The organism is Pseudomonas sp. H9, from assembly GCF_004353925.1.
Lineage (GTDB): Bacteria > Pseudomonadota > Gammaproteobacteria > Pseudomonadales > Pseudomonadaceae > Aquipseudomonas.
The window spans coordinates 143,367-168,301 of the sequence record NZ_SMOK01000004.1; the positions used below are offsets into that span (position 1 = coordinate 143,367).

The window sequence follows — 24,935 nt, forward strand, 5'->3', positions numbered from 1 at the left end:
CCAGGGTAACCTGGGCGTTCATTTATGAGCCAGGCACTGATTGAACTGACCGACCTGGGCTTCGCCTGGCCGGGCCAAGCCCCCTTGCTGGATATTCCCGCCTTGCGCCTCGAGGCCGGTGAATCGCTGTTTCTCAAAGGCCCAAGCGGCAGCGGCAAAACCACCTTGCTTGGTCTGCTCGGCGGCGTACACACGCCTGAACGCGGTAGCATCCGCCTGCTCGGCCAGGACTTGAGCGCACTGAAAATGGCTGCTCGCGACCGTTTTCGGGTCGACCACACTGGCTACATCTTTCAGCAATTCAATTTGCTGCCGTTTCTCTCGGTGCGGGAAAACGTCGAGTTGCCTTGCCGCTTTTCACGCAGCCGCGCACAACGCGCCGTGCAGCGTCACGGAAGCATCGACCAGGCTGCCGCCAGCCTGCTCGCCCACCTGGGTTTGAAAGACCCGGCCTTGCTCGCGCGTCGCGCCGACAGCCTGTCCATTGGTCAACAGCAACGGGTGGCGGCTGCCCGCGCCCTGATCGGCCAGCCCGAGCTGGTGATTGCAGACGAACCGACCTCCGCGCTCGACGCCGATACCCGTGAGGCCTTCATCCGCCTGTTGTTCGCTGAATGCCGTGACGCAGGTTCAAGCCTGTTGTTCGTCAGCCACGACCAGAGCCTGGCAGGCCTGTTCGACCGCCAGTTGTCACTGACCGAACTCAACCGTGCGGCCCAGCCAGCCAACGATCTGGAGGCCTGATGTACCTGCTCCGTCTTGCCCTGGCGAGCCTCGCCAATCGCCGTTTCACCGCCTTGCTCACCGCGTTTGCCATTGCTCTTTCGGTCTGCCTGTTGTTGGCTGTCGAGCGAGTACGCACCGAAGCCCGCGCCAGTTTCGCCAGCACCATCAGCGGCACTGACCTGATTGTCGGCGCCCGCTCCGGTTCGGTGAACCTACTGCTGTATTCGGTGTTCCGTATCGGCAATGCCACCAACAACATTCGCTGGGACAGCTACGAACACTTCGCCAACGACAAACGGGTGAAGTGGGCGATTCCGATTTCCCTTGGCGACTCCCATCGCGGCTATCGGGTAATGGGTACCACCAGCAGCTACTTTGAACACTACCAGTACGCGCGCAAGCAGAACCTGCAATTGGCCCAGGGTCGCGCCTTTGCCACCGAACCGTTCGAGGTGGTGCTGGGTGCCGAGGTCGCTCAAGCACTGCACTACAAGCTCGGCGACAAACTGGTACTGGCCCATGGTGTGGCCGCCATTAGCCTGGTCAAGCATGACGACAAACCGTTTACGGTGGTCGGCGTGTTGCAGCGCACCGGGACACCGGTAGACCGCACGCTGCACATCAGCCTGGGCGGCATGGAAGCCATCCACATCGACTGGCACAACGGCGTGCCGGCCCGAGGTGCTGGGCGTATCAGTGCCGAACAGGCTCGCGACATGGACCTTAAGCCTGCCGCCATCACGGCCTTCATGCTCGGCCTGAACAACAAGATCTCAACGTTCAGCCTGCAACGCGAAATCAACGAGTACCGCAACGAACCCTTGCTGGCGATTCTGCCCGGGGTTGCACTGCAAGAACTCTGGAGTTTGATGAGCACGGCCGAGCAAGCGTTGTTCGTGGTCTCTTTGTTTGTCGTCCTGACAGGGCTGATCGGCATGCTCACCGCCATCCTCACCAGCCTCAACGAGCGCCGCCGGGAAATGGCGATCCTGCGCTCAGTGGGCGCCCGCCCCTGGCACATTGCCGGGCTGCTGGTGCTAGAAGCCCTGGCGCTGGCCTTGGTGGGGATTGCTGCAGGCCTGGGCTTGCTATACATCGGCATTGCCCTTGCGCAAGGTTATGTACAAGCCAACTATGGGCTCTACCTGCCCCTGGCCTGGCCCAGCGCCCACGAATGGAACTTGCTGGCGTTGATTCTGGGGGCGGCTCTGATCATGGGGAGCGTACCGGCCTGGCGTGCCTACCGGCAGTCGTTGGCCGATGGCCTGTCTATTCACTTATGAGACATTCAATGCCACGTGTTCTGCTATCGATACTGCTGCTGGTGACCACGCCGTTGTGGGCAAGCGAACCTCGCACACTGGAGTGGCCACAGTTGATCCCGGCCGGTGCCCCGATTGTCCAGCCGCAACTGGCGCCGATGCACGACCTCTCGCAATTGGCGGATGCCCTGGCGGCAGAATCTGCGCCAGCGGCGCGCCAGCAGGCGCCGAACGCGCCGGTGGTCAAGGCGCTCGATGGCCAGCAGGTGAAGTTGCCGGGCTATATCGTGCCACTGGAAGTCAGCGAAGAAGGCCGCACCACCGAGTTTCTGCTGGTGCCTTATTACGGCGCCTGCATCCATGTACCGCCACCACCGTCGAACCAGATCGTGCATATCGTCAGCGAGATGGGCGTCAGGGTAGAAGATCTCTACCAGCCCTACTGGATTGAAGGGCGGATGCAAGTCAAAAACACCAGCAGTGAGCTGGCCGATGCGGGCTATCAGATGGACGCCGAAAAAATCTACGCCTATGAACTAGAATGAATCGCCCGCGCTACAGGCTTTGACGCTTTCATTGAGCTGGGTCAAATTGCAAAACGGGTGGCTCTTTAACATTGGACGTACTTAATTCTAAACGTCCTTTGGGAGCTTCCATGAACAAGTCCTTGCTCAGCGCCTCGCTCATTACCTTGGCGCTCGCAGCCCCTGTTGCCCATGCACACCAAGCAGGTGACATTATCCTGCGTGCTGGCGCAATCACTACCGCTCCCAATGAAGACAGCGGCGACATCAAACTCGATGGTGCCAAAGTTTCGGGCACCAAAGCTACGCTGGACAGCGACACCCAACTGGGCCTGACTTTCGCCTACATGCTCACCGACCACATCGGCCTGGAGCTGCTCGCGGCCACTCCCTTCCAACACACCGTTGGGGTCAAAGGCCTGGGCGCCGGCCTGGATGGCAAACTGGGCGACATCAAACAGCTGCCACCGACTCTGTCGCTGCAGTACTACCCGATGGAACCGACGTCCAAGTTCCAGCCTTACGCCGGTATCGGTCTGAACTACACCATGTTCTTTGACGAAGACCTGAGCAGCGACCGTAAGGCGCAAGGCTTCAGCAACCTGAAGCTCAAAGATTCTTGGGGCCTGGCTGGTCAGTTGGGCATGGACTACATGATCACCGATCACTTCCTGGTCAACGCCGCGGTCTGGTACGTCGACATCGACACCAAGGCCACCATGGATGGCCCAACCGCCCTGGGCGTCAGCAGAACCAAGGTCGACGTCGATGTCGATCCATGGGTTTACATGGTTGGTGTAGGTTACAAGTTCTGATTTAAGGCTTTAGATCGATCGCGGGGCAAGCCCGCTCCTACCGTGGTTTGTAGGAGCGGGCTTGCCCCGCGATGCGTTTAGCGCCCCAACAACCGCGCCAGCCCTTCGGCCATCGACGTCGGCTCAGGAAAGTCGAATCGCGCCAGCAAGCGCTGGTTATTCGCCCGCGAATGGCGAATGTCGCCGGAACGCGCAGGCCCATGATGGATGGCCGGCAAATCACCCAGCACCGATTTCAGCGCAGCCAGCAACTGGTTCAGTGACGTGGCCTGGTTCAGGCCGATGTTCACTGCCCCGTCCTCGACTTGCGCTTGCTCCAGCGCCTGAACCATTACGCTGACCAGATCGCCCACGTAGAGAAAGTCACGGGTCTGTTCGCCATCCCCGAACAGAGTGATCGGCTGGCCGCTCAAGGCGCGCTCACAGAAAATGCTGATCACCCCCGAATACGGTGAGGACGGGTCCTGGCGCGGGCCGAAGATGTTGAAGAAGCGGAACACCACCGGCTCCAGCCCATGCTGACGATGGTAGAAGTCCAGGTATTGCTCACTGGCCAGTTTGTCGACGGCATAAGGAGTCAGCGGGGCTTTAGGCGCCTCTTCTTCGATTGCCAGGCCTTCACCGTTGTTGCCGTACACCGCCGCGCTAGAGGCAAACAGCACACGCTTGATGCCGTTGAGGCGCATCGCCTCGCACACATTCAAGGTGCCGATAAAGTTGCTTTGGTGGGTTTTCACCGGGTCGTCCACCGACGCCTGCACTGAGGCAACGGCGGCCAGATGAACAACCGCTTGGCACCCTGCCGCAGCTTGTTTGACCAGTTCGGCGTCGGCCACATCGCCTTTGATCAGCTCAAGCCTGGGGTTGCCCATTTGCAGGTTTTCGGGCTTTCCGGTGGACAGGTCATCGAGGATCCGTACCGCGTAGCCTTTTTCCAGCAACGCATCGCTCAAGTGAGAGCCGATGAAGCCCGCGCCGCCGGTGATCAGAATTGGGGCATCAGCCATGACGATAGAATCGATCCAGTAGAGGTGGCAAACCCGAGCGCCAGGCCCGCGGTTTGATACCGAAAGTGTGCAGAATTTTCTTGCAGGCCAGCACCGCATGTTGCGGCTCTTCGCTGGCATCCGGACGGGAGGCGTGAGCCTGCGCGGTCGGTGCAGTGACAGCCAGCTTGTGCAGCTGCGAGGCCTCACTGAGGATAGCCTGCCCCAGCGCCAGCGGCGTGGTGGCTTCGTTACCGGCATAGTGGTAAGTGCCCCACAGCGGTGCCGCACAGTCGAGTTGCTTGAGCACCGAGAGAATCACCCGCGCAGCGTCATCCACTGGCGTCGGGTTGCCGCGCCGGTCATCGGCGAGGAGCAATTCCTGTGGCTGCTCGGCACGGGTCAGAAAACGCCCCAGCACACCGTCGATGCTCTCGTCGAGTAACCAACCAAACCGCAGCAGCACGTGTTGCGGGCAAGTTGCACGCACACTTTGCTCAATGCGCCACAGTGCCTGGCCACGCAGACCCAGCGGTACCGGCTCATCTTTCTCGCTGTACGCCGTGGCGCGCGAGCCATCGAACACACGGTAGCTCGACGGTTGAATCAGAATGATGTTGTGGTGTTGGCACAACTCGGCCAAGCGCTCCACCGAGCGCTCCTGCAGCGCCAGCCGCTGTTCGCTGACCGACTCGGCCTGGAACCAGTCAAAGTAATACGCGAGGTTGATCACCGCATCGGGGCGGGTGTCGTCCAGCAACTGAGTCAGGCTGGCCGGATCCCAGCCTTGTTCGGGTGGGCGCGGCGCCAGAAAGCCGATGTCTTCCTCGGCACCAAGACGAATCAGCGCTTGCCCAAGGGCATTTCCACCACCCAACAGCATCAGGCGCATTCGCATAGAGTCAGCAGATCCGGTCAGATTGATTGAGGAAAAGGCACATTTTGCGTTTTCCGGCTTGGGAAGTCCAACCCGGGCCCGCTCAGCATGTGCCTGGCGTCTTGATCAATGACTTTCTTTGCCGACTTCACAAGTTTAGGAAACGTCTTACGCATTACGCGGAAAAGTCTGAATTCCTCTGTCATCACAAACTGCGTTGAATTACCCCTCAATCGTTTTCAGGCCAACTGCCCGCCCGATTGAAAACCGCCTTGCGCGTATTTCCTATAAGAATCAATAACAAGGAACGTTTCTTCATGCAGCATTCAGACGTTGCGTATCTAAGCTTTGATCTCCACCAGGGCCGCGAACTTGCGGCTGCCAGCGAGCATCTCACCCAGATAGGGGGCCCAGAAGCCCCTGGCGTTGCCGACCTGGCCCGGCAATGGGTCAAGCATCTGGCATCCACTCTGCAACCAGAACAGAAAGGCGTTATTCAGCGTTTTGCCGATGGACGGTTATCGGCCTTGATGTTTTCAAACCTGCCTTGTCCGGGCCCTGATCCCATCCCTGAACAACTACCTGACCTGCCCACCTTGGAGCAATGCCCGCGCTGCAGGTACCTGGCAGCACGCAATCAGCTGTTGCTTGAATTGGTTCGTTACCGCGCTTTTGCGTTCGATATCGACAATGAAGGCAAACAGATTCGCCTGGTCGGCAACTTCAAGGGAGGTGGCCGTGTACCACTGGCAAGTGAAACAACGTGTGCTCCCGTGGAACTTAGCTCTCACTCAGGCTTAAAACTGGGGTTACATACCGAAGCCCCTTACAACTGCTCTGTGATCGCCCGTGCCGGGCACTCCCCGGCCCCGTCGGCACTGATCCTCACGGCGCGATGGAACCCGGCCCGCCAACCTATCAACATCGTGCCGCTGCCAAGCATCATTGAGCGCCTGGGCACCTTGCACGCGCTGGCCCTGACATCAGCATCGTTCGACTTCTCCCGCAGTGAATGCTTCGTCGCCGGCCTGGGCGAAGCCGGCACTGCAACGTCGATACTGCAGTTCGACGCCAATGGCGGCTTTACCCTGCGCTACAACGCCTATCGCTTCTCCCTCAACCACCATGCCAGTGATGCTGCGGGCCGAGCCTTTGATGCGTTTGTGGCGCTGGTTCAGGCAGCCGAACCCCTGACTTTCGAGCTGCAACCGGATTCAGCCTTGCTGATCAACAACACCCGAACACTGCACGGCCGGGATGCCCTGATAGACAACCGACGCCTGCTGATACGCCTGTTCGGCTACTCCCGCTTCGCCCAGCCCATTGTGATCCGCCAAGACCCGTTGCTGGTTCAAGGCTGATGAGAGGAATACGCGCAGATGATCGAAATAGATATTGCCCTGTTGCTGACGTTGGCCGGCGTGGCATTGCTGGCTGGTTTTTTTGACGCCATTGCTGGCGGTGGAGGGCTAATCACACTACCAGTGATGTTTGTTGTGGGCATTGACCCACTGGCCGCAATTGCCACCAACAAGTTTCAAGCGGCATCGGCCACGGTGTCCGCAACCTATGCATTTGCCCATAAAGGCATGATCAACTGGAAGCGCGGATTACCCATGGCCTGCATGTCTTTCGCAGGTGGCGCCCTTGGTGCGTTGTCTGTGAGTTTGGTGCCCAAAACGCTACTGCAGGCCTGCGTACCTGTACTGCTGATTCTGGTAGCCACCTACTTCGCTTTCAGCCCCAAGCTGGACAACCAGCAACGCAAGGCGAAGCTGTCCACTGCGCTGTTTTGCCTGGCGGTGGCGCCAGTCATCGGCTTTTACGATGGTGTCTTTGGCCCTGGGGTCGGTTCCTTTTTCATGCTCGCCTGCGTGATTTTGCTCGGCCAAACCCTGCTGCAGGCTGTATGCAACAGCAAACTGCTAAACGCTGCATGCAACCTTGGTGCACTCTCGGTATTCTCGCTCAGCGGTGCAATCATCTGGCCACTTGCTCTGGCAATGGCCTGTGCGGCGTTTCTCGGCGCACAAGCCGGTGCACGATGCGCTGTGCATTTTGGCCCTAGACTGATTCGGCCACTGTTGGTTTGCGTGTGCTGCATCATGGCGCTCAAGCTGTTGCTCAGCACAGGTAACCCACTCGGTGATTGGTTACATCTTGCGCTTCTTTAGGTGGTGGTCCATGCAGCTTGAAGCAACTTCTTCATATCGTTCTACCTGGCAATACGATGAACCCAGCCCCGGCGTAGAGCAGTTCATCACTGAGACTTTCGATAGTTATGAGCAACAGGCACGCTGGCTGATACCTGATGAAGAATGCGCGCCGCCACTGTTCGTCGTCGGCGGCGCACAATCCGACTTTACCCGCCTCAATCCCCTGCTCTACCGCTTGCAGGCAATGGGCATCGGCTCTCTGACCGCCAACCTGTCCGGCCACAGTGTCGCCAGCGAACCAGGCGCGCTCGAACCCTCGCTGAGCACCAACCGCGCAGAAGCACTGCGCTTTCACCGGCATATTGCAACGCGCTGCGAAACGGTGGTCGGCCATAGCCTGGGGGCTTCCATTGCCCTGAAGTTGGCGGCACAGCAACCCGCTGTGGATAAGTTGGTGCTGATTTGCCCTGCGGTGTACCCGGACAATGCCCACGACGCGCCCTTCGGACCGGCGTTCAAGGCTGCGATCAGCAAGCCCTATGGCTTTCTTGATTGCGACAGTTTTGAGTTCTTGCGCCAATTTCAGGGCCGCGTGCTGCTGGTGATGGGGGAATTCGACGGGCTCAACTCTCAGGTTCACGGCCAAGGCGCGGGCACTTCGGCCGGGACCCTGTGGCTGGCAGGTGCGCAGCGGTACAGCCCGATTCCGGAGGAAGTTACCCGCACGTTGCTCAAATCGGTGCCGCCACCGCATCTGGAGTGTTTGTTGCTTTCAAACTGTGATCACGGTGTCGCCGCACATTTGCGTTCCACGCCCCTGGTCGCCGACCAGGTGGCGCAAACGGTCGCAGAGTTCATCCTCGGCGAGCGCTGATCATTCGATCTCGAACAACCCATTGCTGACAGGCCCGACGCTGAGCCGCTCGCGCACGTCATCATCGATGCGCGGATCATCCGGACGGTACAGTTTTACCTGACGGTAGGCATTGATGCGGTTGATCTCCGTGCCCAGGTACTCCCACACCACCCGGGTGCAGGCCGGGGTGCGTCGGTCGCCGCTGGACACCCCGGTTTTCAAACCGTTGAGCCGGGTGATACGGCTTTTGAAGCTCGGAATCAGGATGGTCTGGCTCATTTCATTGACCGTCAGCGACTCGTAGTCGATGAGAAACAAGCGATCCTGCAACTGGAACGCCGCCCCCAGATAGCGACAACGCACCCAGTCTTCGGCCTGTACATCGGTGCTGCTCGAACGTTCCTGGCGCTCCTGACGCTCGAACAGAAAAGTGCCCCGCTCTTCGCGCAGATGAACCAGCGACAGCAGGATCAAGCCCGGCACCGACATGCAGTTGGAGTACTCGAAGTAATAACCGCAATAGCGCGAGAGGTTGCCGCTCTGCTCGCGCAATGGCTTGAGCAAGTCGCTCAGCGGGTCTGCCGGTGAGGCGGCGACGGTGGCCGGATTGCGCGCGCCGATCAAACGGGCGAACTGCTCAGGTGGTAACCCCAGCTCGTAATCCTCCACGCCGAAGAAATCACCGATGCGCTTGAGGTTGAAAGGTGTCGGTTGGCTTTGCCCGCTCAGGTACTTGTTGAACTGCGCACGGTTGATCGACAGCTGGCGGCAAACCTCTGAAATAGAGCGGTAGTGGCTGCAGGCGAGTTTGAGGTTGATACCGAGATTTTCGCTCATGCGATCCGTTCCAGGTGATGCGACAGGCGCCAGTTTAGCATCAAGTCGCGTCAACTCAGAGCAACATGCGAAATTGTAACAACGTTTATCTTGGCCAACTATGCGCGCCCAGGGCACGACGCATCGACGGCGGCCCTGTCGTCTTTCATGCAAAAAAACAAGAATCGAGGTTACTCCATGCTCGAAGCGCTCAACGATTTCCTTTCGGGGAAACTCCTCATCGTGCTCATCGTCGGACTCGGCAGCTATTTCACCCTGCGCTCCCGCTTTGTCCAATTCCGCCACTTCGGCCACATGTTCGGTGTTTTCAAGGAGTCGTTGCGCGGCCAGGCCGGCCAACTGAGTTCGTTCCAGGCGCTGATGCTGAGCCTGGCCGGTCGAGTGGGTGCGGGCAACATTGCCGGTGTCGGCATCGCCGTTACCCTGGGCGGCCCTGGTGCCGTGTTCTGGATGTGGGTCACTGCGCTGGTGGGGATGTCCAGCAGCTTTTTTGAATGCACCCTGGCTCAAGTCTACAAACGCAGCGATGGTGACGGCTTGTACCGTGGCGGTCCGGCCTACTACATCCAGCACGGCCTGAAACTCAAGACCATGGCCGTGGTGTTCTCGCTGCTGTTGCTGGTGACCTACGGCTTTGCCTTCAATGGCCTGCAGTCGTACACCGTAACTCACTCACTGCAGAATGCATTCGGCTTTGAACCGCAACACACCGGCGTCGCGCTGGCAGTGCTGTTGGCTATCGTCTTTCTGGGTGGCATTAAACGTATTGCGGCGGTTTCCGACCTGCTGGTGCCAGTCAAGACGCTGGCCTACATCGGCGTAACCCTGTACGTGATCGGCAGCCAGATCGAACACGTTCCGGCCATGCTGGAAACCATCTTCAAGAGCGCCTTCGGCCTCGACCCGGCCTTCGGTGGCCTGCTCGGCAGCGCTATTGTCATGGGCGTGAAACGGGGTGTGTTTGCCAACGAAGCGGGCCTTGGCAGTGCGCCGAACGTCGCCGCTGTAGCAGCCGTACGTCACCCTGGCGCGCAAGGCGTGGTTCAGGCGTTCAGCGTATTCCTCGACACCTTCGTCATCTGTACCTGCACGGCGCTGCTGATCCTGCTGTCCGGCTTCTACACCCCAGGCTTTGAAGGCGACGGCATTGTCCTGACCCAGAACTCGCTGGCGGCTGTCGTCGGTGACTGGGGTCGTTTGTTCGTCAGCGTGGCGCTGTCGCTGTTTGTCTTCACCTGCATTCTGTACAACTACTACCTGGGCGAAAACAGCCTGCAGTTCCTCACTCGTAACCGCATGGTGCTGCTGGGCTACCGCGCCCTGGTGCTGGCGCTGATCGTTTGGGGTTCGGTGCAAAACCTGTCCACCGTGTTTGCCTTCGCCGACATCACCATGACCTGCCTGGCGTTCGTCAACCTGATTGCCCTGGCCCTGCTGTTCAAAATCGGCCTGCGGGTGATGCGCGACTACGACGAGCAACGCAAAGCCGGTATCAAACAACCCGTGTTTGATGCCTCGAAGTTCAGCGACCTGGATCTGGACCTGCAAGCCTGGCCAACCAACCCGGCGACTACAGCCCAAAGCCCGGTCACTGCAACTGCTACTGCGCAGCCGCAGCACTGATATGCGCGCCGTGAAAAACCTGCTGGTGCTCTATACCGGAGGCACCATCGGCATGCTCGAAACCCCGCAGGGCCTGGCGCCTGCGGGTGGTTTCGAGCCACGCATGCGTGACTATCTGGCAACCAACCCACACGCGCCCACCATCGGCTGGACATTGCGTGAGCTCTCACCGTTGCTCGACAGCGCCAACATGCAGCAAGCCAACTGGCTGGCGATGTGCGATGCGATTGTCGAGGCGGTGAAGCAAGAGGGTCACGACGGCGTTCTGGTGCTGCATGGCACCGATACCCTGGCCTACAGCGCAGCCGCCCTGTCGTTTCTGTTGCTTGGGCTGGATGTACCGGTGGTGCTGACCGGCTCGATGCTGCCTGCCGGTGCGCCAAACAGTGATGCCTGGAGCAACCTGTGCGGCGCCTTGAGCCTGTTCGAAACTGGCGTAGCCGACGGCGTGCATCTGTATTTCGCCGGTCAGCTGCTACACGGTGCCCGCGCCAGCAAACTGCGCAGCGAAGCCTTCAATGCCTTTGCCGCACTGCCGCGTCACCGTGAGGGCCAACGTGCTGAACAGGTGCCGGCGGTACTCACCTACTGTCAGCCCCGGGTGCCGGTGAATCTGGCCGTGTTGCCCATCTTTCCAGGGTTACAGGCCGCACATGTGCGGGCGCTGATCGACAGTGGTGTCAAAGGCTTGCTGCTGGAATGCTACGGCAGCGGCACCGGCCCTTCCGATGACCTGGCGTTGCTTAAGGTCCTGACCGAGGCGCGCCAGCGTGGTGTGCTGATGGTCGCGGTCAGCCAATGTCCTGAAGGCAGTGTGATGTTCGACACTTACGCGGCAGGCAGCCGACTGCGCGATGCTGGCTTGATATCGGCCGGTGGCATGACCCGCGAGGCGGCATTAGGCAAACTGTTCTCGCTACTGGGTGCCGGGCTGGATGTGGCCACCGCGCAGCACTGGTTCGCCCTGGACCTGTGTGGGGAAAGGGCGCAGTAGAAATGGCGGAAGGCAGCGGGAGTCGAACCTGCCCGGGAACGGCTGCCGTCCCCAACCGGGTTTGAAGCCCGGCCGCGCCACCGGGCGCGATTGCCTTCCTTGAACTCAATGCCCTGGCGATTGTGCCAGGGCGCTGTCAGCACGGACCTGACGTCGGTCACCGACGCGCCTGGTCAGGCCTATCCGATCAAAATACTCCAGCACCTGAATACTGCGCTTGCGGCCGATGCCCAGCACATCACGAAACGCCGTGACTTGCACCACGGGATCGTCGCTGGCCAGCTGCAAGAGCATAGCTGCCATTTGTCGGATTGTGGCCTCAGGATAGAACAGATCACGCACCACTTGGTGCACCTGGCCCAGGCGCGAGAGTTTGCGCAGCAACATGCGAACCTGCGCCTCTTCTTGCAGCAGTGTTCTGGCGAGGTCACGCACCCAAGGTGGATCGAACTGCCCTTGTTGCAACAACGGCAGCACCTGTAGCCACAACGCCTCGTCCGCTTCGCTCAGCCGTACCTGATGTTCTGGCAAGTGCAGCCAGGGCCCATTGCCAACAATGGCCCCGCTGGCGAGCAACTCATCCAGAAGACTGATAAACCCCGGACGCTCCAGCGCCAGGGCCACGAAGCGGCGCAACCGATCACGATCGGGGCCGAGCTGATCTGGCTCTTGCTCGTGAAAATGCCCCAACTGCTCCAGCACCTTATGCTTCAAGCCCTGCCAACGCGCGGTGGTGAACATCAATGGGCCTTGGCGGGTAGCGATGACCTGAACATCCGTCGGCAACACCCAACTGCTACGCAAACGGTTGAACTGACGCTCCAGACGCTGCGGATCGAGGCCTACTTCGTCATTGGCCAGCAGCGCCGACAAGGCCTCTTCCAGGCTCTCGGCAGCGGCCAGCGCTTGCAGCTGCGCCAGGCGTGCTTCACTCCGGCGTTGTCGCGCTGGGGCGTATGGATCAAGCACTCGACCGCCGCCGAGGGTGCGCTGGGCACTGTGATCACGCAGCACCAACCGGTCACCATGCACGGCCTGTAGCGGTGCATTGAGCTGGAGCTGGGCAAACATACGCTCGCCCGGCAACAGTGATTCGCCTTGCAACAATGCCACTCTCGCGCTGACATCCTGGGTGCCCAAGTGCACATGCACCGGACTGAAGTGGGCAAAGCTACGGGTTTCACTGGCCAGCAACTGCAGCTCGATATCCACCCTTTGTGTCGGCCCGTGCAACCACTCGGCAAGCAACCAGTCGCCACGGTGAATCTGCGCCAGCTCCAGGCGCTCGGCACTGATGTTCAACGCCACCCGCTGCCCCGCCCAGGCCTCGGCCACCATTTGGTTCTGCGCATGCAGCCCACGCACCCGCACCGACTTTCCAGCCTTGCCCAACGACAGCGTGTCACCCAATTGCACCTGGCCATCCAGCGCAGTGCCCGTCACCACGATGCCGGCACCGGCTACAGCAAACGCACGGTCGATGGCCAAACGAAAACCGCCCCGACGACTGCGCTCGCGCACCTCACCCTGAGCGGCGATCAACGCCTGACGCAAGGTGTCGACGCCCTCGCCGGTTACGCTGGAGAGTGGAAATTGTGCCGCGCCAGCATAAAACCCAGCCGCCAGCAGCTCTCTGACTTGCGCTTGCACCTCCTGCACCCGGCGCGGCTCCACGCGGTCGCACTTGCTGATGGCCACCAGCAACCGGGGAATGCCCAACAACTGAACGATTGCCAAGTGTTCGCGAGTCTGCGGCATCACGCCGTCATCGGCTGCAATGACCAATACCACCAAATCAACACCCTGAGCCCCGGCCAGCATGTTGTGGATAAACCGCTCATGCCCCGGCACATCAATGAAGCCGGTCAACGGCGCCCCGGCTTCCAGGCTCGCGTAGCGATAGCCCAGGTCGATGGTCATGCCACGTTCGCGTTCCTCACGACGGTGATCACCTGTCTGACCGGTCAGGGCGGCCAACAGCGAGGTTTTGCCATGGTCAATATGACCTGCCGTGCCGACAATCACCTCGCCGCCTCCACCCAGCGCAACTGAGGCAACTGCGCGAGCCAGCCGGCTTCGTCATCCAGTTGCCGCAGATCAAGCCACAGCGCGTCATCATCGATACGCCCGAGCACCGGGATCGGCAGGTTCCGTAGAGCCTCCTCAAGGCCACGCAGATAACGACCACGCAAGCGTTTGGACAACTGAGGCCGCAGGCACAACGCAGCACTGGCCAACCGGGCGACAGGCTGGCTGCCACTGCCAATCATGCTCAGCGCAGGCACAGCGGTAACTTCCCAGTCAGCCCCCAACACCTGACCGAGCATAGGCGCCAGGCGCTCAGCCTGGGCAAGAATCTCTGGCTGAGGCCGAGTAAGCAACCGCAAGCTGGGCAACCGCTCAGCCAGCAAGTCAGGGTTGCGGTACAAGCCCAGTACAGCTTCCAGCGCAGCAAGGGTCAGTTTGTCGACCCTGAGGGCGCGCTTGAGCGGGTTCTTCTTGATCTTCGTAATCAGTTCCTTGCGTCCGACGATAATGCCGGCCTGAGGGCCACCCAAGAGTTTGTCGCCACTGAAGGTGACGATATCCGCACCATCGGCCAGTGCCTGGCGCACGGTCGGCTCGGCAGGCAGCCCCCAGCGCGTCAGGTCGAGCAAGCTGCCGCTGCCCAGGTCTTCGAGCAGTGGCAAACCATGCTGGTGAGCCAGTTGCGCCAGCGCCTTGGTCTGAACCTGGGTGGTAAAGCCCTGAATGCTGTAATTGCTGCAGTGCACGCGCATCAGCAGGCCACTGCGCGGGCCGATGGCCGCCTCGTAGTCACGGGCGTGGGTGCGGTTGGTGGTGCCGACTTCATGCAGTTTGACCCCGGCACGCGCCATGATGTCGGGGATACGGAAGGCACCACCGATTTCGATCAACTCGCCACGGGAGATGATGCCTTCCTTGCGCGCACCCAAGCTGTTGAGCGCCAGCAAGACAGCGGCGGCGTTGTTATTGACAACCGTAACGGCCTCGGCGCCAGTCAGCTCGCGGATCAAGCCTTCAATCAGGTCGTCGCGATCGCCACGCTTGCCCGTGGCCAGATCGAATTCGAGGTTCAGCGGGTAACGCGCGGCCATTTGCACAGCATCGATGGCTTCCTGCGGCAACAGTGCCCGCCCCAGGTTAGTGTGCAACACCGTGCCGGTGAGGTTGAACACGCGCCTTACCTGACTACGGTGCTGAGCGGCGAGCCGTTCGCCGGCACGACCAACAAGCACGGCCTCCGCTAACTCTGCGGCTTCCAGTTGGCCGAGCCTGGCAGGCTCGCGCAGATCGTCGAGGAGTTGGCGCAGGGTAGCGAGCAGTGCATCACGGCCGTAACGGTCGGTGAGCGGCTGGCTGGCGGGGTGGCGCAACAGGGCGTCGATGGAGGGCAGGCGTATCGGGAGTTTGGCGAGGTTGGAGGGCATGCAAAAGGTTACCTTCAACAGTGTGGACCTGATCGCGGGGCAAGCCCGCTCCCACAGTTATTTCCCCTGTGGGAGCGCGATAATGTAGACCCTAGCCTCACTCCCCTCCCGGCGCCAACATCAGGTTGGGTGCCAACCGTTGAAAACCCTCTTGGTCCAGACGCATGTCCAGCGCCAGGCTGGCCAAATCGGCCGACAGCGCCTCTGCCTCGGCATCGCACTCCAGGTACAACTGTTTGAGGTAACTATTACACCCCGGGCAGCACTCAGCGCGCAGCGGTGCTTTGCCAGCGGCATAGCGGTCATCTTCAAGGTTGAAGTAGGTCAGCCCTTTGCTCTGCTCGCAATAGATGCACTTGACCCGCACCACATGCCATTCACACGCGCACAACGAACACACCAGGTAGCGCAGGCCGTTGTATTTGCCGCGATGGCGAATCACCCCGGCCATTGCCGGTGAACCGCAAGCCGGGCACTGACAAAGGCTGTCGCCCGCCTTGAGTTCAGTGCTGGGTAAATTCAGCAGCCAATGGCTCCACGCTGCCTGTAGCGCAGCGCCCAAGAATGGCACCAGCGCTGCGGGTACAGCGCTGAACTGCCCGGTCAACAGGGCGATCCCCCAGAGTTTGCGTTGTTCGTCACTGGCCTCACGCAGACGGCTGACGGCTGCAACCAGTTCGGCGTTGGCCGGTACCGAATAACGCTGCAACAGTGCATCGAGGTAAGCCAGCCAATGCCCTTCTCGCACCAGGCTGTCGGCGGCAAGCGGCGGCAAGCCGTGCTCCAGGCATAGGCGCTGGCGTTGCGTTTCGGCCGGTGCCGCGACCGGCGGCTGGTCAAGCAGGCTTTGCTGGATTCGGCATAACTCGGCAACCAGGTGCAGGTAATCAGCCAGCGTATTACCCGCTGCGAGGGTATCCAGACGCGCAGCACGCAAGGCAAACAGGTTGGCAGGAGGCAGGTAGAGAAACGGCGGCGTGCTGGCCGCCGCTTCAATCTGCCCAGGTTCAAGAATAGTGCTCAAATGATCATCCTTTTTTGCTGATCTGCGAGTCGGGTGACTCCTCGCGGGTCACTTCCCGATACCACAGTTCATGGTGCTTCTTCGCCCAGGCGCGGCTGACCCAACCATGCAGCATGGCGCTGACCGAGCCCTTGATCCAGATCCCGGCATAGATGTGCACAATGATGCTCAGCACCAGCACAAACGCCGCCAGGGCATGCAGCAGTGTCGCCAGGCGAATCGAGCCGATACTGAAGTACTGGCTGAACCAGGCACGCCAGATCACCACGCCACTGAGCAACAGCACCAGCATGCACAACAGCAGGGTCCAGAACAGCAGCTTCTGCCCGGGGTTGTACTTGCCGATTGGCGGCACGCCCTCCTCTTCATTACGCATCACCCGACCAATGCCCTTGAGCCACTGGCGATCATTGGCAATGAAGTAGTTCGCCCGCCAGAAACGCAGCACCAGGCCGAGGAAGAACACGAACATCAACACGCCCATGAACGGGTGCAGGATGCGCGTCCAGGGCCCACCGCCAAACAGGTGGCTGAGCCAGAACAGCGCCGGATGAAACAGCGCCAGCCCCGACAATGCGGCCATGATGAACAGGATCGCCACTACCCAATGGTTGGTCCGTTCGTTAGCGCTGTAGCGCAGGATGGGTTTGTCTTTCATGGCCGCTCCTCCCCTTGCGCACCCGGCTTGTTCGGGTCATACACATGCACCGTCGGGTCAACCACATGCACGCTGGTGTCGGGTGCACTCGGGTGCTCGTCCTCCTCGACCCGGTTCGGACCGATACGCACATAATGGAAAAAACCGGCCAGCACAGCAGCGCCCATCGCCAGTAACGCAAGCGGTTTGCTCACCCCTTTCCACAGCCCTACCAACGGGCTGATCACTGGCTGGTCCGGGAGGCCTGCGTAGAGCTTTGGCTGGTCGGCGTGATGCAGCACGTACATGACGTGCGTCCCCCCCACACCATCCGGGTCATACAAGCCCGCTTGGTCAAAACCTCGCGACTTGAGGTCGACGATGCGTTCGGCGGCATGCTCCTTCATGTCCTCCTTGCTGCCAAACACGATGGCGCCGGTTGGGCAGGTTTTCACACATGCCGGTTCCAGCCCTACCGCGACGCGGTCGGAACACAAGGTGCACTTGTAGGCTTTGTGGTCCTTCTGCGAAATCCGCGGAATGTTGAACGGGCATCCGGTAATGCAGTAACCGCAGCCGATGCAATGGTCCTGGTTGAAGTCGACGATGCCGTTGGCATGTTTGATGATCGCACCGGGACTCGGGCACGCCTTCAGGCAACCGGGGTCGGCACAATGCATGCAGCCGTCCTTGCGGATCAGCCACTCCAGGTTGCCTTCGGCGTTCTCATGCTCGGTGAAGCGCATCAGGGTCCAGGTCTCGGCGCTCAGATCATGAGGGTTATCGTAGGTACCGTAGTTGTGCCCCACCTCGTCGCGCAGCTCGTTCCATTCCGAACACGCCACCTGGCACGCCTTGCAACCGATGCACTTGGTGGTGTCGATCAGCTTGGCCACTTCTTCCTGATGGCGGATGGACGACGGTGCCGTGGTAGTGGCCGAACGGGCGATGATGTCTTGGCTAGCCATCAGATTTTCTCCACGTTGACCAGGAACGACTTCGATTCCGGCGTTTGGGTATTGCCGTCACCGAGGAACGGCACCAGGGTGTTGGTCAGGTAGCCGTGCCGGGTCACCCCGGTAAAGCCCCAGTGCAACGGGATACCGATCTGATGCACGGTCTGGTTGTTGACCTGCAACGGCCGAATCCGTTTGGTGACCACCGCCACCGCCTCGATATGCCCGCGCTTGCAGGTAACTCGCACCCGGTCGCCAGGGGCAATGCCCTTCTCCTTGGCCAGCGCTTCGCCAATCTCGACGAATTGCTCTGGCTGTGTCACTGCGTTGATCGGGCAATGCTTGGTCCAGAAGTGGAAGTGTTCGGTCAGCCGGTAGGTGGTGGCGGCATAGGGGAAGTCCTTGGCTTGCCCCAGGGTGTCCCACACCGAATCGAACACCCGGCCCGCCGGGTTGCTGACCGCTTTTTTGTTGTTCGGGTGCAACGGGTTGACCCCAATCGGTGTTTCGAACGGTTCGTAATGCTCCGGGAACGGCCCTTCGGCCATCTTGTCCAGGGCAAAGAAACGCGCGACACCTTCGGGGTTCATGATGAACGGGTTCATCCCCGCTTCCGGTGCGACATCGGCCTTGTAGTCCGGCACGTCGGTACCACCCCAGGTCTTGCCGTTCCACCACACCAAACGCTTGTTCGGCGACCAGGGTTTGCCTTGCACATCCGCCGACGCCCGGTTGTAGAGAATCCGCCGGTTCGCAGGCCAGGCCCACGCCCATCCGAGGTTCTGCTTCATGCCGAACGGGTCGGCGTTGTCGCGCCGAGCCATCTGGTTGCCCTGCTCGGTCCAGCTGCCACAGAAGATCCAGCAACCGGATGCGGTACTGCCGTCGTCCTTGAGCTGGGCAAAGCCCGCCAATTGCTGCCCGGCCTTGATCGTGGCCCCCGTCGCATCGGTGACATCCGCCACGGCGTAACCGCTGAACTCCTTGGCGATTTCTTCCGGTGTCGGCTCGTGCGCCACTTTGTACGGCCAGTTGAGCTTGAGGATCGACTCGGCCCAAGCCCCGCCTTCACGCTGATAACGCTCGCGTAGACGCAGGAACAGTGCGCTCATGATCCACACGTCGGTACGCGCTTGCCCTGGGCCTTCCGCACCCTTCCAGTGCCATTGCAGCCAGCGGCTGCTGTTCACCAGTGAGCCGTCTTCTTCGGCAAAACAAGTGGTGGGCAGGCGAATCACTTCAGTCTGCACGTTCGCCGTATCGACATCATTGAACGGCCCGGCATTGCGCCAGAACTCGGAGGTCTCGGTGGCTAGCGGGTCCATCACCACCAGCCACTTGAGCTTACCGAGCGCTGCTGTGACGCGGTTCTTGTCGGGCAAGGCCGCTATCGGGTTGAAGCCCTGACAGAAATAGCCGTTGACCTGCTCCTTGGCCATCATGTCGAACATCTTCAGGACGTCGTAGCCCGGAATGTCCAGCTTCGGCAGGTAGTCGTAGCCCCAATGGTTCTCAGCCGTGGCATTGGCGCCGTACCAAGCCTTCATCAGGCTGACATGGAACTTGCCGTAGTTCTGCCAATAGGACATCTGCCCTGGTCGCAGCGGCTTGAGGGCGCGCTTGGCGATGTAGGCGTCATAGTCTTGCTCGGCATCCGAAGGCAGGGTCAGGTAACCCGGCAGCAGGTTGGACAACAACCCCAGGTCCGTCAGCCCCTGGATGTTGGAGTGCCCCCGCAAGGCGTTCACCCCGCCACCCGGCATGCCGACGTTACCCAGCAACAACTGCACCATGGCCGCACTGCGAATGATCTGCGAACCGATCGAATGCTGGGTCCAACCCAGGGCATAGAGGATCGTCATGGTTTTGCCCGGTTGCGAGCACGTGGCGATCTCTTCCCAGATCTTGCGCATGCTCTCAACCGGCATGCCACAGATCTGACTGGCCAACTCTGGGGTGTAGCGGCTGTAGTGCTGCTTCATCAGTTGGTAGACGCAACGCGGGTCCTGCAGGGTCGGATCGACCTTGGCAAAACCGTCTTCACCCAGCTCGTAGCCCCAGCCTGACTTGTCGGTGTAACTGCGCTTGTCAGCGTCGTAGCCACTGAACAGGCCATCCTCAAAGCTGAACCCTGCTTTGACGATGAACGACACGTCGGTGTAGTTGCGCACGTACTCGTGCTGAATCTTGTTTTCCGTGAGCAGGTAATTGATCAGCCCACCCATGAAGGCGATATCAGTGCCCGTACGGATCGGCGCGTAATAGTCGGCCACCGAAGCAGTTCGGGTAAAACGTGGGTCGACCACGATCAACCGGGCCTGGTTGTGCGCCTTGGCCTCGGTCACCCATTTGAAGCCACACGGATGGGCTTCTGCAGCGTTGCCACCCATCACCAGGATCAGATTCGCGTTAGCGATATCGGTCCAGTGGTTGGTCATGGCTCCACGGCCGTACGTCGGGGCAAGACTTGCCACCGTCGGGCCATGTCAGACACGTGCCTGGTTATCGAACCCCAGCATGCCAAGACTGCGTATCACTTTGTGGGTCATGTAACCGGCTTCGTTGGACGAAGCCGAGGCGGCTAAAAAGCCTACGCTCAGCCAGCGGTTGACCGTCTGGCCCTGGGCGTTCTTCTCGATGAAGTTGGCGTCGCGATCGGCCTTCATCAGATCGGCAATGCGATCCAGCGCCTCGTCCCACGACACCCGAGCCCACTCCTTACTGCCCGGCTTGCGCACCTGTGGGTACTGCAGGCGGTTGGGGCTGTGGATAAAGTCGAGCAACCCGGCGCCTTTCGGGCACAGCGTGCCGCGGTTCACCGGGTGATCGGCGTCGCCTTCGATATGGATGATGTTTTGCGCCACGTTCTTGGCCCCGTCACCCTGGCTGTACATGATCAAGCCACAGCCGACTGAGCAATAAGGGCAGGTGTTACGGGCTTCTTTGGTATGCGCCAGCTTGAAGTGACGCACCTGCTCGGCAAAAGCGGGTGTCGGGGCCATGCCCAACGCCGCCAGGCTCGAGCCTCCAAGGCCTACAGCTGCGACCTTGAAGAACTGCCGACGGTTGAGATCCATCGTGCACTCCTGATCAGGTGGTGGACGCACGGGACATTGCCGGCGCCTCTTGAACGATCACGGTGGCGACTTTTGCGGCAGTCACCAGTTGATACTGTAGTCAAGATTTCAGGAAGCGCGATGGCAAAAGACCACTGGCGCTTTAGACAGTCCCTACCACAGAGGGATGGTCACGGTCATCACCCAGGTGGCGGACATTTACCTCATGTAACACATCAAAGAAGAATCATGGCAATATGATGGCCATGGGAAGGTAGTCCCGCGCTATACCGCAATGCAACACCGTAGAAAGAAGCGCGCCACACCCGGCACGTGAATGTCCAAGGAGCTTCAAATGAAAGGCAAGATTCTGAGTTTTGACTCAAACACTCGCAATGGCGTTATCTCTGGTGACGATGGCAACCGTTACACCTTTGAAGTCGGCCAATGGAAAAGTGCCGTTCTGCCGAAGGCTGGCAGCCGTGTAGACTTCACCAACACCGGTGGCGTTGCTGAGGCGATTTACGCCGACACGACGACGTTGGTTGGCAACTCGAAAAAAATCCCGGCCGCCCTGCTGGCATTTTTTCTTGGCGCGTTCGGCGCACACAAATTTTACCTGGGCTACACCGCTCAGGGCGTGATCATGTTGTTGGTATTCCTGTTCGGCTGGTTGCTGCTCGGCATCCCGTCGATGATCATCGGCATCATTGCGTTCATCGAATTCATTATTTACCTGATCAAGTCTGAAGAAGACTTCGAACAGACTTACGTCGTCGGCAAAAAAAGCTGGTTCTAATCGCTTTTAACATTGCCTAGAGCGAAGGATGGTCTGAAGTAGCCTTGTATTTTCGGCAAGCTTCAGCCTCCATCGTTGAAAACGACAGCCCCACCAAGCAAACTCACTACTTGCTCAACCCTGAACTTCCTTGCACTTCCTCTCACATCAGGCCGTGAGTCAATCATGACTCCGAGACGGTTTGATAGCGAACCGCGGTCGCTTCTCTCATGCACTGCACACAGACAAATAAAAAGCCCCAGGATCACGTTACAAACCCTGGAGCTTAAATTTAAATGAACAGAAACAGCCCCTAGGCAGTACCGCCCTGCTGTGCCACCAGCGCCTGCACCGCCCGACGCACATCCCCGCGGCAATAGCCAAGGCTGTCATCCGGCTCATAACGGGCATGGTTTCCACGTCCGGTATAGATCGCCGAATCCGGCATCAACGGGTGCTCCCGGTCCAGCGCTTCCACTTGCCGCTCGCTGCCCACGGCGTCGAAGAACAGCTGAAAGTACTCGGCGAAGCTCAGGTTCTCGTCGCCCACCAGATAGGCCTTGCCGGGTTCGCCCCGCACCAGCGCCTGGCACAGCGCTTCGGACAGCGACTGAAGTGACATGAAATTGGTCCCGCCGGCCGGGCCGAAGGCCGGCAGCTCCTCCAGCAGTTGGCCGCGGGCGTAGGCCAGATAGGCGTCGAACATCGGCACCTGCAGCCCCGGCACATGGCCCACCATGAACGGTGCATTGACCGAGATGGCGGCAAAGCCATCGCCGTTCAGCGCACGCACTCCCTCGCAGGATTCGTGGCGCGAGCGCACATAGGGGTTGCGCTCGATCAGCTCCGGCGCCATTTGCGGGTAAAAGCTGCCCAGCATGACCGCGCGGCGTACTCCGGCAGCCTTGGCCAGGGCAAAGAAACGCGGGATGGCCACCGAATTGTTTTCCCGCCACTGCGCGGCCAGGTCGCCCGTGGTGTCGACGTGACGGATGTCGTTGCCAGCGCAGAACAGCAGGGCTTCGTAACCTTCGAGTTGCTGCGCCGACAGGTCCGTGCGGGTGTAGTCCAGCTCCATAAAGGGCAGCGCTCGCAGGGCTGGCGCTTCAGCCGGGCGGCGCGACGCCAGGGTCACATCGAAGCCCTGCTCCTGAAGGTACAGTGCGGCATGACCGCCGAGCAGTCCGGTGCCGCCCACTACAAGTGTTTTCATCCAGCTTTCCTCGTTGTCGAAAAGAAGGCCCGCTCACAAGCGCGGGCGTGCCGCATCAGTAGATGAAACCGCTGCGCTCAATCACCGGCGCCAGCGTCCAGCCGCCTTGGGGCGTGCGGTACCAGCCACCGGCCGCCAGGGCGCCACCATCCACGTGCAGGGTGGTTCCGGTGATCCAACTGGCCTGGTCACTCGCCAGGAACAGCACGGCGTTACTCATGTCGCGCACCTCGCCGAAGCGGCCCAGCGGAATCCAGTCGCCGACCCGCTCGCGATATTCCGGATGGATGAAATTACTGACCGGCACCTGAGCGGTGTCGGTGGTTTCCGGGGCAATCTGGTTGACCCGGATGCGCGCCGCCGCCAGCTCCAGCGCCAGGCTCTTGGTGAAGCCACCGAGGGCGGCCTTGAAGGCCGCGTAAGCCGAAAGGTAGGGAATGCCGCGAAAACCTTCGATGCTGGCGATATTGACGATGCTCGCTTGCTCGAAACCATGGCGCCGCAGCAGAGGAATGGCACGCCGAGTGACTTGTAACACCTGGCCCAGGTTGACCGCATAGAGTCGATCGAAGTCGTCGTCGCTGCAGTCCTCCAGCGGTTTGAAGATCTGCAGCGAGTCGCCGACGTTGTTCACCAGTACATCCAGCGACGCGCACTGCTCACCGATGCTGGTGAACGCCTGATCGAGCTGCTCGGCCGAGGTCACATCGGTGTGCAGCAGCAGGTGCCGTGCCTCCGTCGTGGCCAACGCGCGGCCCAGGGCCTCGACACGCTCGGCGTCACGCTCCAGCACCACCAGGCGTGCACCCAGCTCAGCGAAGCGCATCACCAAGTCCTGCCCAATCCCGGCACCACCACCGGTGACCAATACCGTCTTGCCTTTGAAATCCATCCTGTACACCTCATGCTCTTGTTGTTATTGGCGCAGGTGCGGGCGACGGAGTTGCCGCCCGCCCACCCGGCACCAGGCCCATGGGCCCGGTGCCGAATCGGGCGCGGCCTGCCGGTGTAGGCGGCCGCTCTTGGGGCTCAGGCCTGCCAGACTGGATAGTCGGTGTAGCCGGCACGGCCCGGGGTATAGAGCGTCTTGCGGTCGAAGCCGGCCAGGGGTCGGCCATGGCGCAGGCGTTCCACCAGATCAGGGTTGCCGATGAAGTAGCGACCGAAGGAAACTGCCGCGCCCTGCCCGCTCGCCAAGGCTTCCTCGGCGCAAGCACCGTCGAAACCGTCGTTGAGGATCAGTGCGGCCTTGCTTTCGGTTTGTGCCAGGGCGAAGGCGTCCAGCCCGGCTACCGGCGAACGCATGATGTGCAAGTAAGCCAACCCTAGCGGCGCCACTGCGCGCATCAGCGCACTGGCGGTAGCCGCCGGGTCGTCGTCCTGGATGTCGTTGAAGGGGTTGCCCGGGCACATGCGGTAGCCCACTCGCCCGGCGCCGATGGCTTCGGCCATGGCGGCCAGCACCTCGGCCGGGAAGCGCACGCGATTGTCCGGCGAGCCGCCGTAGCGATCCTCGCGCTGGTTGCTGCCGCTGGCCATGAACTGCATCGGCAGATAGCCGCTGGTGCAGTGCAGTTCCACCCCGTCGAAGCCGGCTTCGCGGGCCAGCAGCGCGGCGCGGCGGTAGTCTGCCACCACCTCGGCCACTTCTTCGCTGCCAAGTGCATGGGGCTCGTCGGTGTCCACCAGGCCAGCGGCATCGCTGAACAATTGCGTACGCGCACGCAAGGCCGACGGCGCAACGGTACGTGCGCCCGCAGGTTTGTTGTGATGGCTGGCGGCGCGTCCCACGTGCATCAGTTGCAGCACAATGCGCCCGCCTTCAGCATGGACGGCGTCAGTTACAGCGCGCCAGGCGTCCACCTGCGCGGCGTTGTAGAGGGCCGGTGTACGGCAATAACCGAGACCATCGGCCGACGGCGCGGTGCCTTCGGCGACGATCAGCCCGGCGCCGGCGCGCTGGCGGTAATACTCGACCATCTCGGCGCCGGGCAGCCCGAAAGCGTCGGCGCGGCTACGGGTCATGGGCGCCATGACGATGCGGTTGGCCAGCGCCAGCTCGCCCAGTTGCAAGGGTTGGAACAGCAGGCTCATGGACGGAACTCCTTGGCTCTGAAGGGGCCGACGCCGGAACAGGCGACGGAAGAAGAAAAGGCCCGCCCC

22 protein-coding genes and 1 tRNA gene are annotated in these 24,935 nt (G+C 60.8%); 10 read left to right on the plus strand and 13 right to left on the minus strand.

Annotation, left to right across the window (positions count from 1 at the left end; translation table 11 throughout):
- Positions 1–24 precede the first annotated feature (24 nt).
- From E1573_RS03040 to E1573_RS03055, 4 genes are all read left to right on the plus strand, one after another.
- Entirely contained in the window at positions 25–744 is a 720-nt protein-coding gene (locus E1573_RS03040) for an ABC transporter ATP-binding protein (RefSeq protein ID WP_133210540.1), read from the plus strand.
- Complete coding sequence (locus tag E1573_RS03045; protein ID WP_133210542.1) at positions 744–2,009, plus strand: ABC transporter permease; 1,266 nt, start codon at positions 744–746, stop codon at positions 2,007–2,009. The genes E1573_RS03040 and E1573_RS03045 overlap by 1 nt, the downstream gene beginning before the upstream one ends.
- 8 nt (positions 2,010–2,017) lie before the next feature.
- Positions 2,018–2,533: a DUF3299 domain-containing protein gene (locus E1573_RS03050; RefSeq protein ID WP_133210544.1), complete on the plus strand. Its 516-nt coding sequence runs from the start codon at positions 2,018–2,020 to the stop codon at positions 2,531–2,533.
- Positions 2,534–2,643: 110 nt separating this feature from the next.
- Positions 2,644–3,327, plus strand: coding sequence for an OmpW family protein (locus E1573_RS03055; protein WP_133210546.1), 684 nt, complete (start codon positions 2,644–2,646; stop codon positions 3,325–3,327).
- A 77-nt stretch (positions 3,328–3,404) separates the two neighbouring features.
- Here the strand turns inward: E1573_RS03055 and E1573_RS03060 are convergent, their stop codons facing one another.
- Positions 3,405–4,334 carry an NAD-dependent epimerase/dehydratase family protein gene (locus E1573_RS03060; protein ID WP_133210548.1) on the minus strand — a complete coding sequence of 310 codons (930 nt, stop codon included), beginning with the start codon at positions 4,332–4,334 and terminating at the stop codon, positions 3,405–3,407.
- Positions 4,327–5,211, minus strand: coding sequence for a sugar nucleotide-binding protein (locus E1573_RS03065; RefSeq protein WP_133210550.1), 885 nt, complete (start codon positions 5,209–5,211; stop codon positions 4,327–4,329). The genes E1573_RS03060 and E1573_RS03065 overlap by 8 nt, the downstream gene beginning before the upstream one ends.
- Before the next feature lie 296 nt (positions 5,212–5,507).
- Between E1573_RS03065 and E1573_RS03070 the strand changes: the two genes are divergently transcribed.
- The 3 genes from E1573_RS03070 to E1573_RS03080 are packed head-to-tail and all read left to right on the plus strand — an operon-like array spanning position 5,508 to position 8,220.
- On the plus strand, positions 5,508–6,551 hold the full coding sequence (locus E1573_RS03070) for a TauD/TfdA family dioxygenase (RefSeq protein ID WP_133210552.1): 1,044 nt from the start codon (positions 5,508–5,510) through the stop codon (positions 6,549–6,551).
- Positions 6,552–6,569: 18 nt separating this feature from the next.
- Entirely contained in the window at positions 6,570–7,364 is a 795-nt protein-coding gene (locus E1573_RS03075; protein WP_133210554.1) for a TSUP family transporter, read from the plus strand.
- A 10-nt stretch (positions 7,365–7,374) separates the two neighbouring features.
- Positions 7,375–8,220 carry an alpha/beta hydrolase gene (locus tag E1573_RS03080; protein WP_133210556.1) on the plus strand — a complete coding sequence of 282 codons (846 nt, stop codon included), beginning with the start codon at positions 7,375–7,377 and terminating at the stop codon, positions 8,218–8,220.
- On the opposite strand, the gene E1573_RS03085 is transcribed toward E1573_RS03080, so the two are convergent.
- Positions 8,221–9,039: a helix-turn-helix transcriptional regulator gene (locus E1573_RS03085; RefSeq protein ID WP_133210558.1), complete on the minus strand. Its 819-nt coding sequence runs from the start codon at positions 9,037–9,039 to the stop codon at positions 8,221–8,223. It lies immediately after the preceding gene.
- 177 nt (positions 9,040–9,216) lie between these two features.
- On the opposite strand from E1573_RS03085, the gene E1573_RS03090 reads away from it, so the two are divergent.
- Together E1573_RS03090 and E1573_RS03095 are read left to right on the plus strand one after the other, a co-directional pair.
- Entirely contained in the window at positions 9,217–10,662 is a 1,446-nt protein-coding gene (locus E1573_RS03090; protein WP_133210560.1) for a sodium:alanine symporter family protein, read from the plus strand.
- A 1-nt stretch (position 10,663) separates the two neighbouring features.
- Positions 10,664–11,656: an asparaginase gene (locus E1573_RS03095; RefSeq protein WP_133210562.1), complete on the plus strand. Its 993-nt coding sequence runs from the start codon at positions 10,664–10,666 to the stop codon at positions 11,654–11,656.
- A 3-nt stretch (positions 11,657–11,659) separates the two neighbouring features.
- Here E1573_RS03095 and E1573_RS03100 read toward each other — a convergent pair.
- The 7 genes from E1573_RS03100 to fdnG all read right to left on the minus strand — a co-directional run bounded on the left by E1573_RS03100 (position 11,660) and on the right by fdnG (position 20,802).
- Positions 11,660–11,755: transfer RNA gene (locus E1573_RS03100), tRNA-Sec, on the minus strand.
- A gap of 6 nt (positions 11,756–11,761) precedes the next feature.
- Positions 11,762–13,681, minus strand: coding sequence for a selenocysteine-specific translation elongation factor (selB, locus tag E1573_RS03105; protein WP_133210564.1), 1,920 nt, complete (start codon positions 13,679–13,681; stop codon positions 11,762–11,764).
- Complete coding sequence (gene selA, locus E1573_RS03110; protein ID WP_133210566.1) at positions 13,678–15,108, minus strand: L-seryl-tRNA(Sec) selenium transferase; 1,431 nt, start codon at positions 15,106–15,108, stop codon at positions 13,678–13,680. The genes selB and selA overlap by 4 nt, the downstream gene beginning before the upstream one ends.
- Positions 15,109–15,205: 97 nt before the next feature.
- Positions 15,206–16,132 carry a formate dehydrogenase accessory protein FdhE gene (fdhE, locus tag E1573_RS03115; RefSeq protein WP_133210568.1) on the minus strand — a complete coding sequence of 309 codons (927 nt, stop codon included), beginning with the start codon at positions 16,130–16,132 and terminating at the stop codon, positions 15,206–15,208.
- Between the two features lie 4 nt (positions 16,133–16,136).
- Positions 16,137–16,790 (minus strand): formate dehydrogenase subunit gamma, encoded by a 654-nt coding sequence (locus tag E1573_RS03120; protein ID WP_133210570.1) that lies wholly within the window; start codon positions 16,788–16,790, stop codon positions 16,137–16,139.
- A complete protein-coding gene (gene fdxH / locus E1573_RS03125; protein WP_133210572.1) occupies positions 16,787–17,737 on the minus strand; it encodes a formate dehydrogenase subunit beta in 951 nt (316 codons plus the stop codon). Before fdxH ends, E1573_RS03120 begins: the two co-directional genes overlap by 4 nt.
- Positions 17,737–20,802 carry a formate dehydrogenase-N subunit alpha gene (fdnG, locus tag E1573_RS03130; protein WP_165957286.1) on the minus strand — a complete coding sequence of 1,022 codons (3,066 nt, stop codon included), beginning with the start codon at positions 20,800–20,802 and terminating at the stop codon, positions 17,737–17,739. Before fdnG ends, fdxH begins: the two co-directional genes overlap by 1 nt.
- A 334-nt stretch (positions 20,803–21,136) precedes the next feature.
- Here fdnG and E1573_RS03140 point away from each other — a divergent pair, with 334 nt between their 5' ends.
- Positions 21,137–21,580, plus strand: a complete 444-nt coding sequence (locus tag E1573_RS03140) for a TM2 domain-containing protein (protein ID WP_133210578.1) — start codon at positions 21,137–21,139, stop codon at positions 21,578–21,580.
- Between the two features lie 292 nt (positions 21,581–21,872).
- Here the strand turns inward: E1573_RS03140 and E1573_RS03145 are convergent, their stop codons facing one another.
- From E1573_RS03145 to E1573_RS03155, 3 genes are all read right to left on the minus strand, one after another.
- On the minus strand, positions 21,873–22,772 hold the full coding sequence (locus E1573_RS03145) for an NAD(P)-dependent oxidoreductase (protein WP_133210580.1): 900 nt from the start codon (positions 22,770–22,772) through the stop codon (positions 21,873–21,875).
- A 55-nt stretch (positions 22,773–22,827) separates the two neighbouring features.
- Positions 22,828–23,664, minus strand: a complete 837-nt coding sequence (locus E1573_RS03150) for an SDR family NAD(P)-dependent oxidoreductase (RefSeq protein ID WP_133210582.1) — start codon at positions 23,662–23,664, stop codon at positions 22,828–22,830.
- Between the two features lie 137 nt (positions 23,665–23,801).
- A complete protein-coding gene (locus E1573_RS03155; RefSeq protein WP_133210584.1) occupies positions 23,802–24,866 on the minus strand; it encodes an alkene reductase in 1,065 nt (354 codons plus the stop codon).
- Between the last annotated feature and the right edge of the window lie 69 nt (positions 24,867–24,935).

Bases quoted from the DNA above. Each gene is read 5' to 3' on its own strand.
- E1573_RS03040 (WP_133210540.1), top strand. From the start codon at position 25: ATGAGCCAGGCACTGATTGAACTGACCGACCTGGGCTTCGCCTGGCCG.
- E1573_RS03080 (WP_133210556.1), top strand. From the start codon at position 7,375: ATGCAGCTTGAAGCAACTTCTTCATATCGTTCTACCTGGCAATACGAT.
- E1573_RS03085 (WP_133210558.1), bottom strand. From the start codon at position 9,039: ATGAGCGAAAATCTCGGTATCAACCTCAAACTCGCCTGCAGCCACTAC.
- E1573_RS03045 (WP_133210542.1), top strand. From the start codon at position 744: ATGTACCTGCTCCGTCTTGCCCTGGCGAGCCTCGCCAATCGCCGTTTC.
- E1573_RS03145 (WP_133210580.1), bottom strand. From the start codon at position 22,772: ATGAAAACACTTGTAGTGGGCGGCACCGGACTGCTCGGCGGTCATGCC.
- E1573_RS03140 (WP_133210578.1), top strand. From the start codon at position 21,137: ATGAAAGGCAAGATTCTGAGTTTTGACTCAAACACTCGCAATGGCGTT.
- selA (WP_133210566.1), bottom strand. From the start codon at position 15,108: ATGCCCTCCAACCTCGCCAAACTCCCGATACGCCTGCCCTCCATCGAC.
- E1573_RS03150 (WP_133210582.1), bottom strand. From the start codon at position 23,664: ATGGATTTCAAAGGCAAGACGGTATTGGTCACCGGTGGTGGTGCCGGG.
- E1573_RS03120 (WP_133210570.1), bottom strand. From the start codon at position 16,790: ATGAAAGACAAACCCATCCTGCGCTACAGCGCTAACGAACGGACCAAC.
- E1573_RS03065 (WP_133210550.1), bottom strand. From the start codon at position 5,211: ATGCGAATGCGCCTGATGCTGTTGGGTGGTGGAAATGCCCTTGGGCAA.
- E1573_RS03075 (WP_133210554.1), top strand. From the start codon at position 6,570: ATGATCGAAATAGATATTGCCCTGTTGCTGACGTTGGCCGGCGTGGCA.
- E1573_RS03095 (WP_133210562.1), top strand. From the start codon at position 10,664: ATGCGCGCCGTGAAAAACCTGCTGGTGCTCTATACCGGAGGCACCATC.
- E1573_RS03155 (WP_133210584.1), bottom strand. From the start codon at position 24,866: ATGAGCCTGCTGTTCCAACCCTTGCAACTGGGCGAGCTGGCGCTGGCC.
- E1573_RS03055 (WP_133210546.1), top strand. From the start codon at position 2,644: ATGAACAAGTCCTTGCTCAGCGCCTCGCTCATTACCTTGGCGCTCGCA.
- E1573_RS03060 (WP_133210548.1), bottom strand. From the start codon at position 4,334: ATGGCTGATGCCCCAATTCTGATCACCGGCGGCGCGGGCTTCATCGGC.
- E1573_RS03070 (WP_133210552.1), top strand. From the start codon at position 5,508: ATGCAGCATTCAGACGTTGCGTATCTAAGCTTTGATCTCCACCAGGGC.
- E1573_RS03050 (WP_133210544.1), top strand. From the start codon at position 2,018: ATGCCACGTGTTCTGCTATCGATACTGCTGCTGGTGACCACGCCGTTG.
- fdxH (WP_133210572.1), bottom strand. From the start codon at position 17,737: ATGGCTAGCCAAGACATCATCGCCCGTTCGGCCACTACCACGGCACCG.
- E1573_RS03090 (WP_133210560.1), top strand. From the start codon at position 9,217: ATGCTCGAAGCGCTCAACGATTTCCTTTCGGGGAAACTCCTCATCGTG.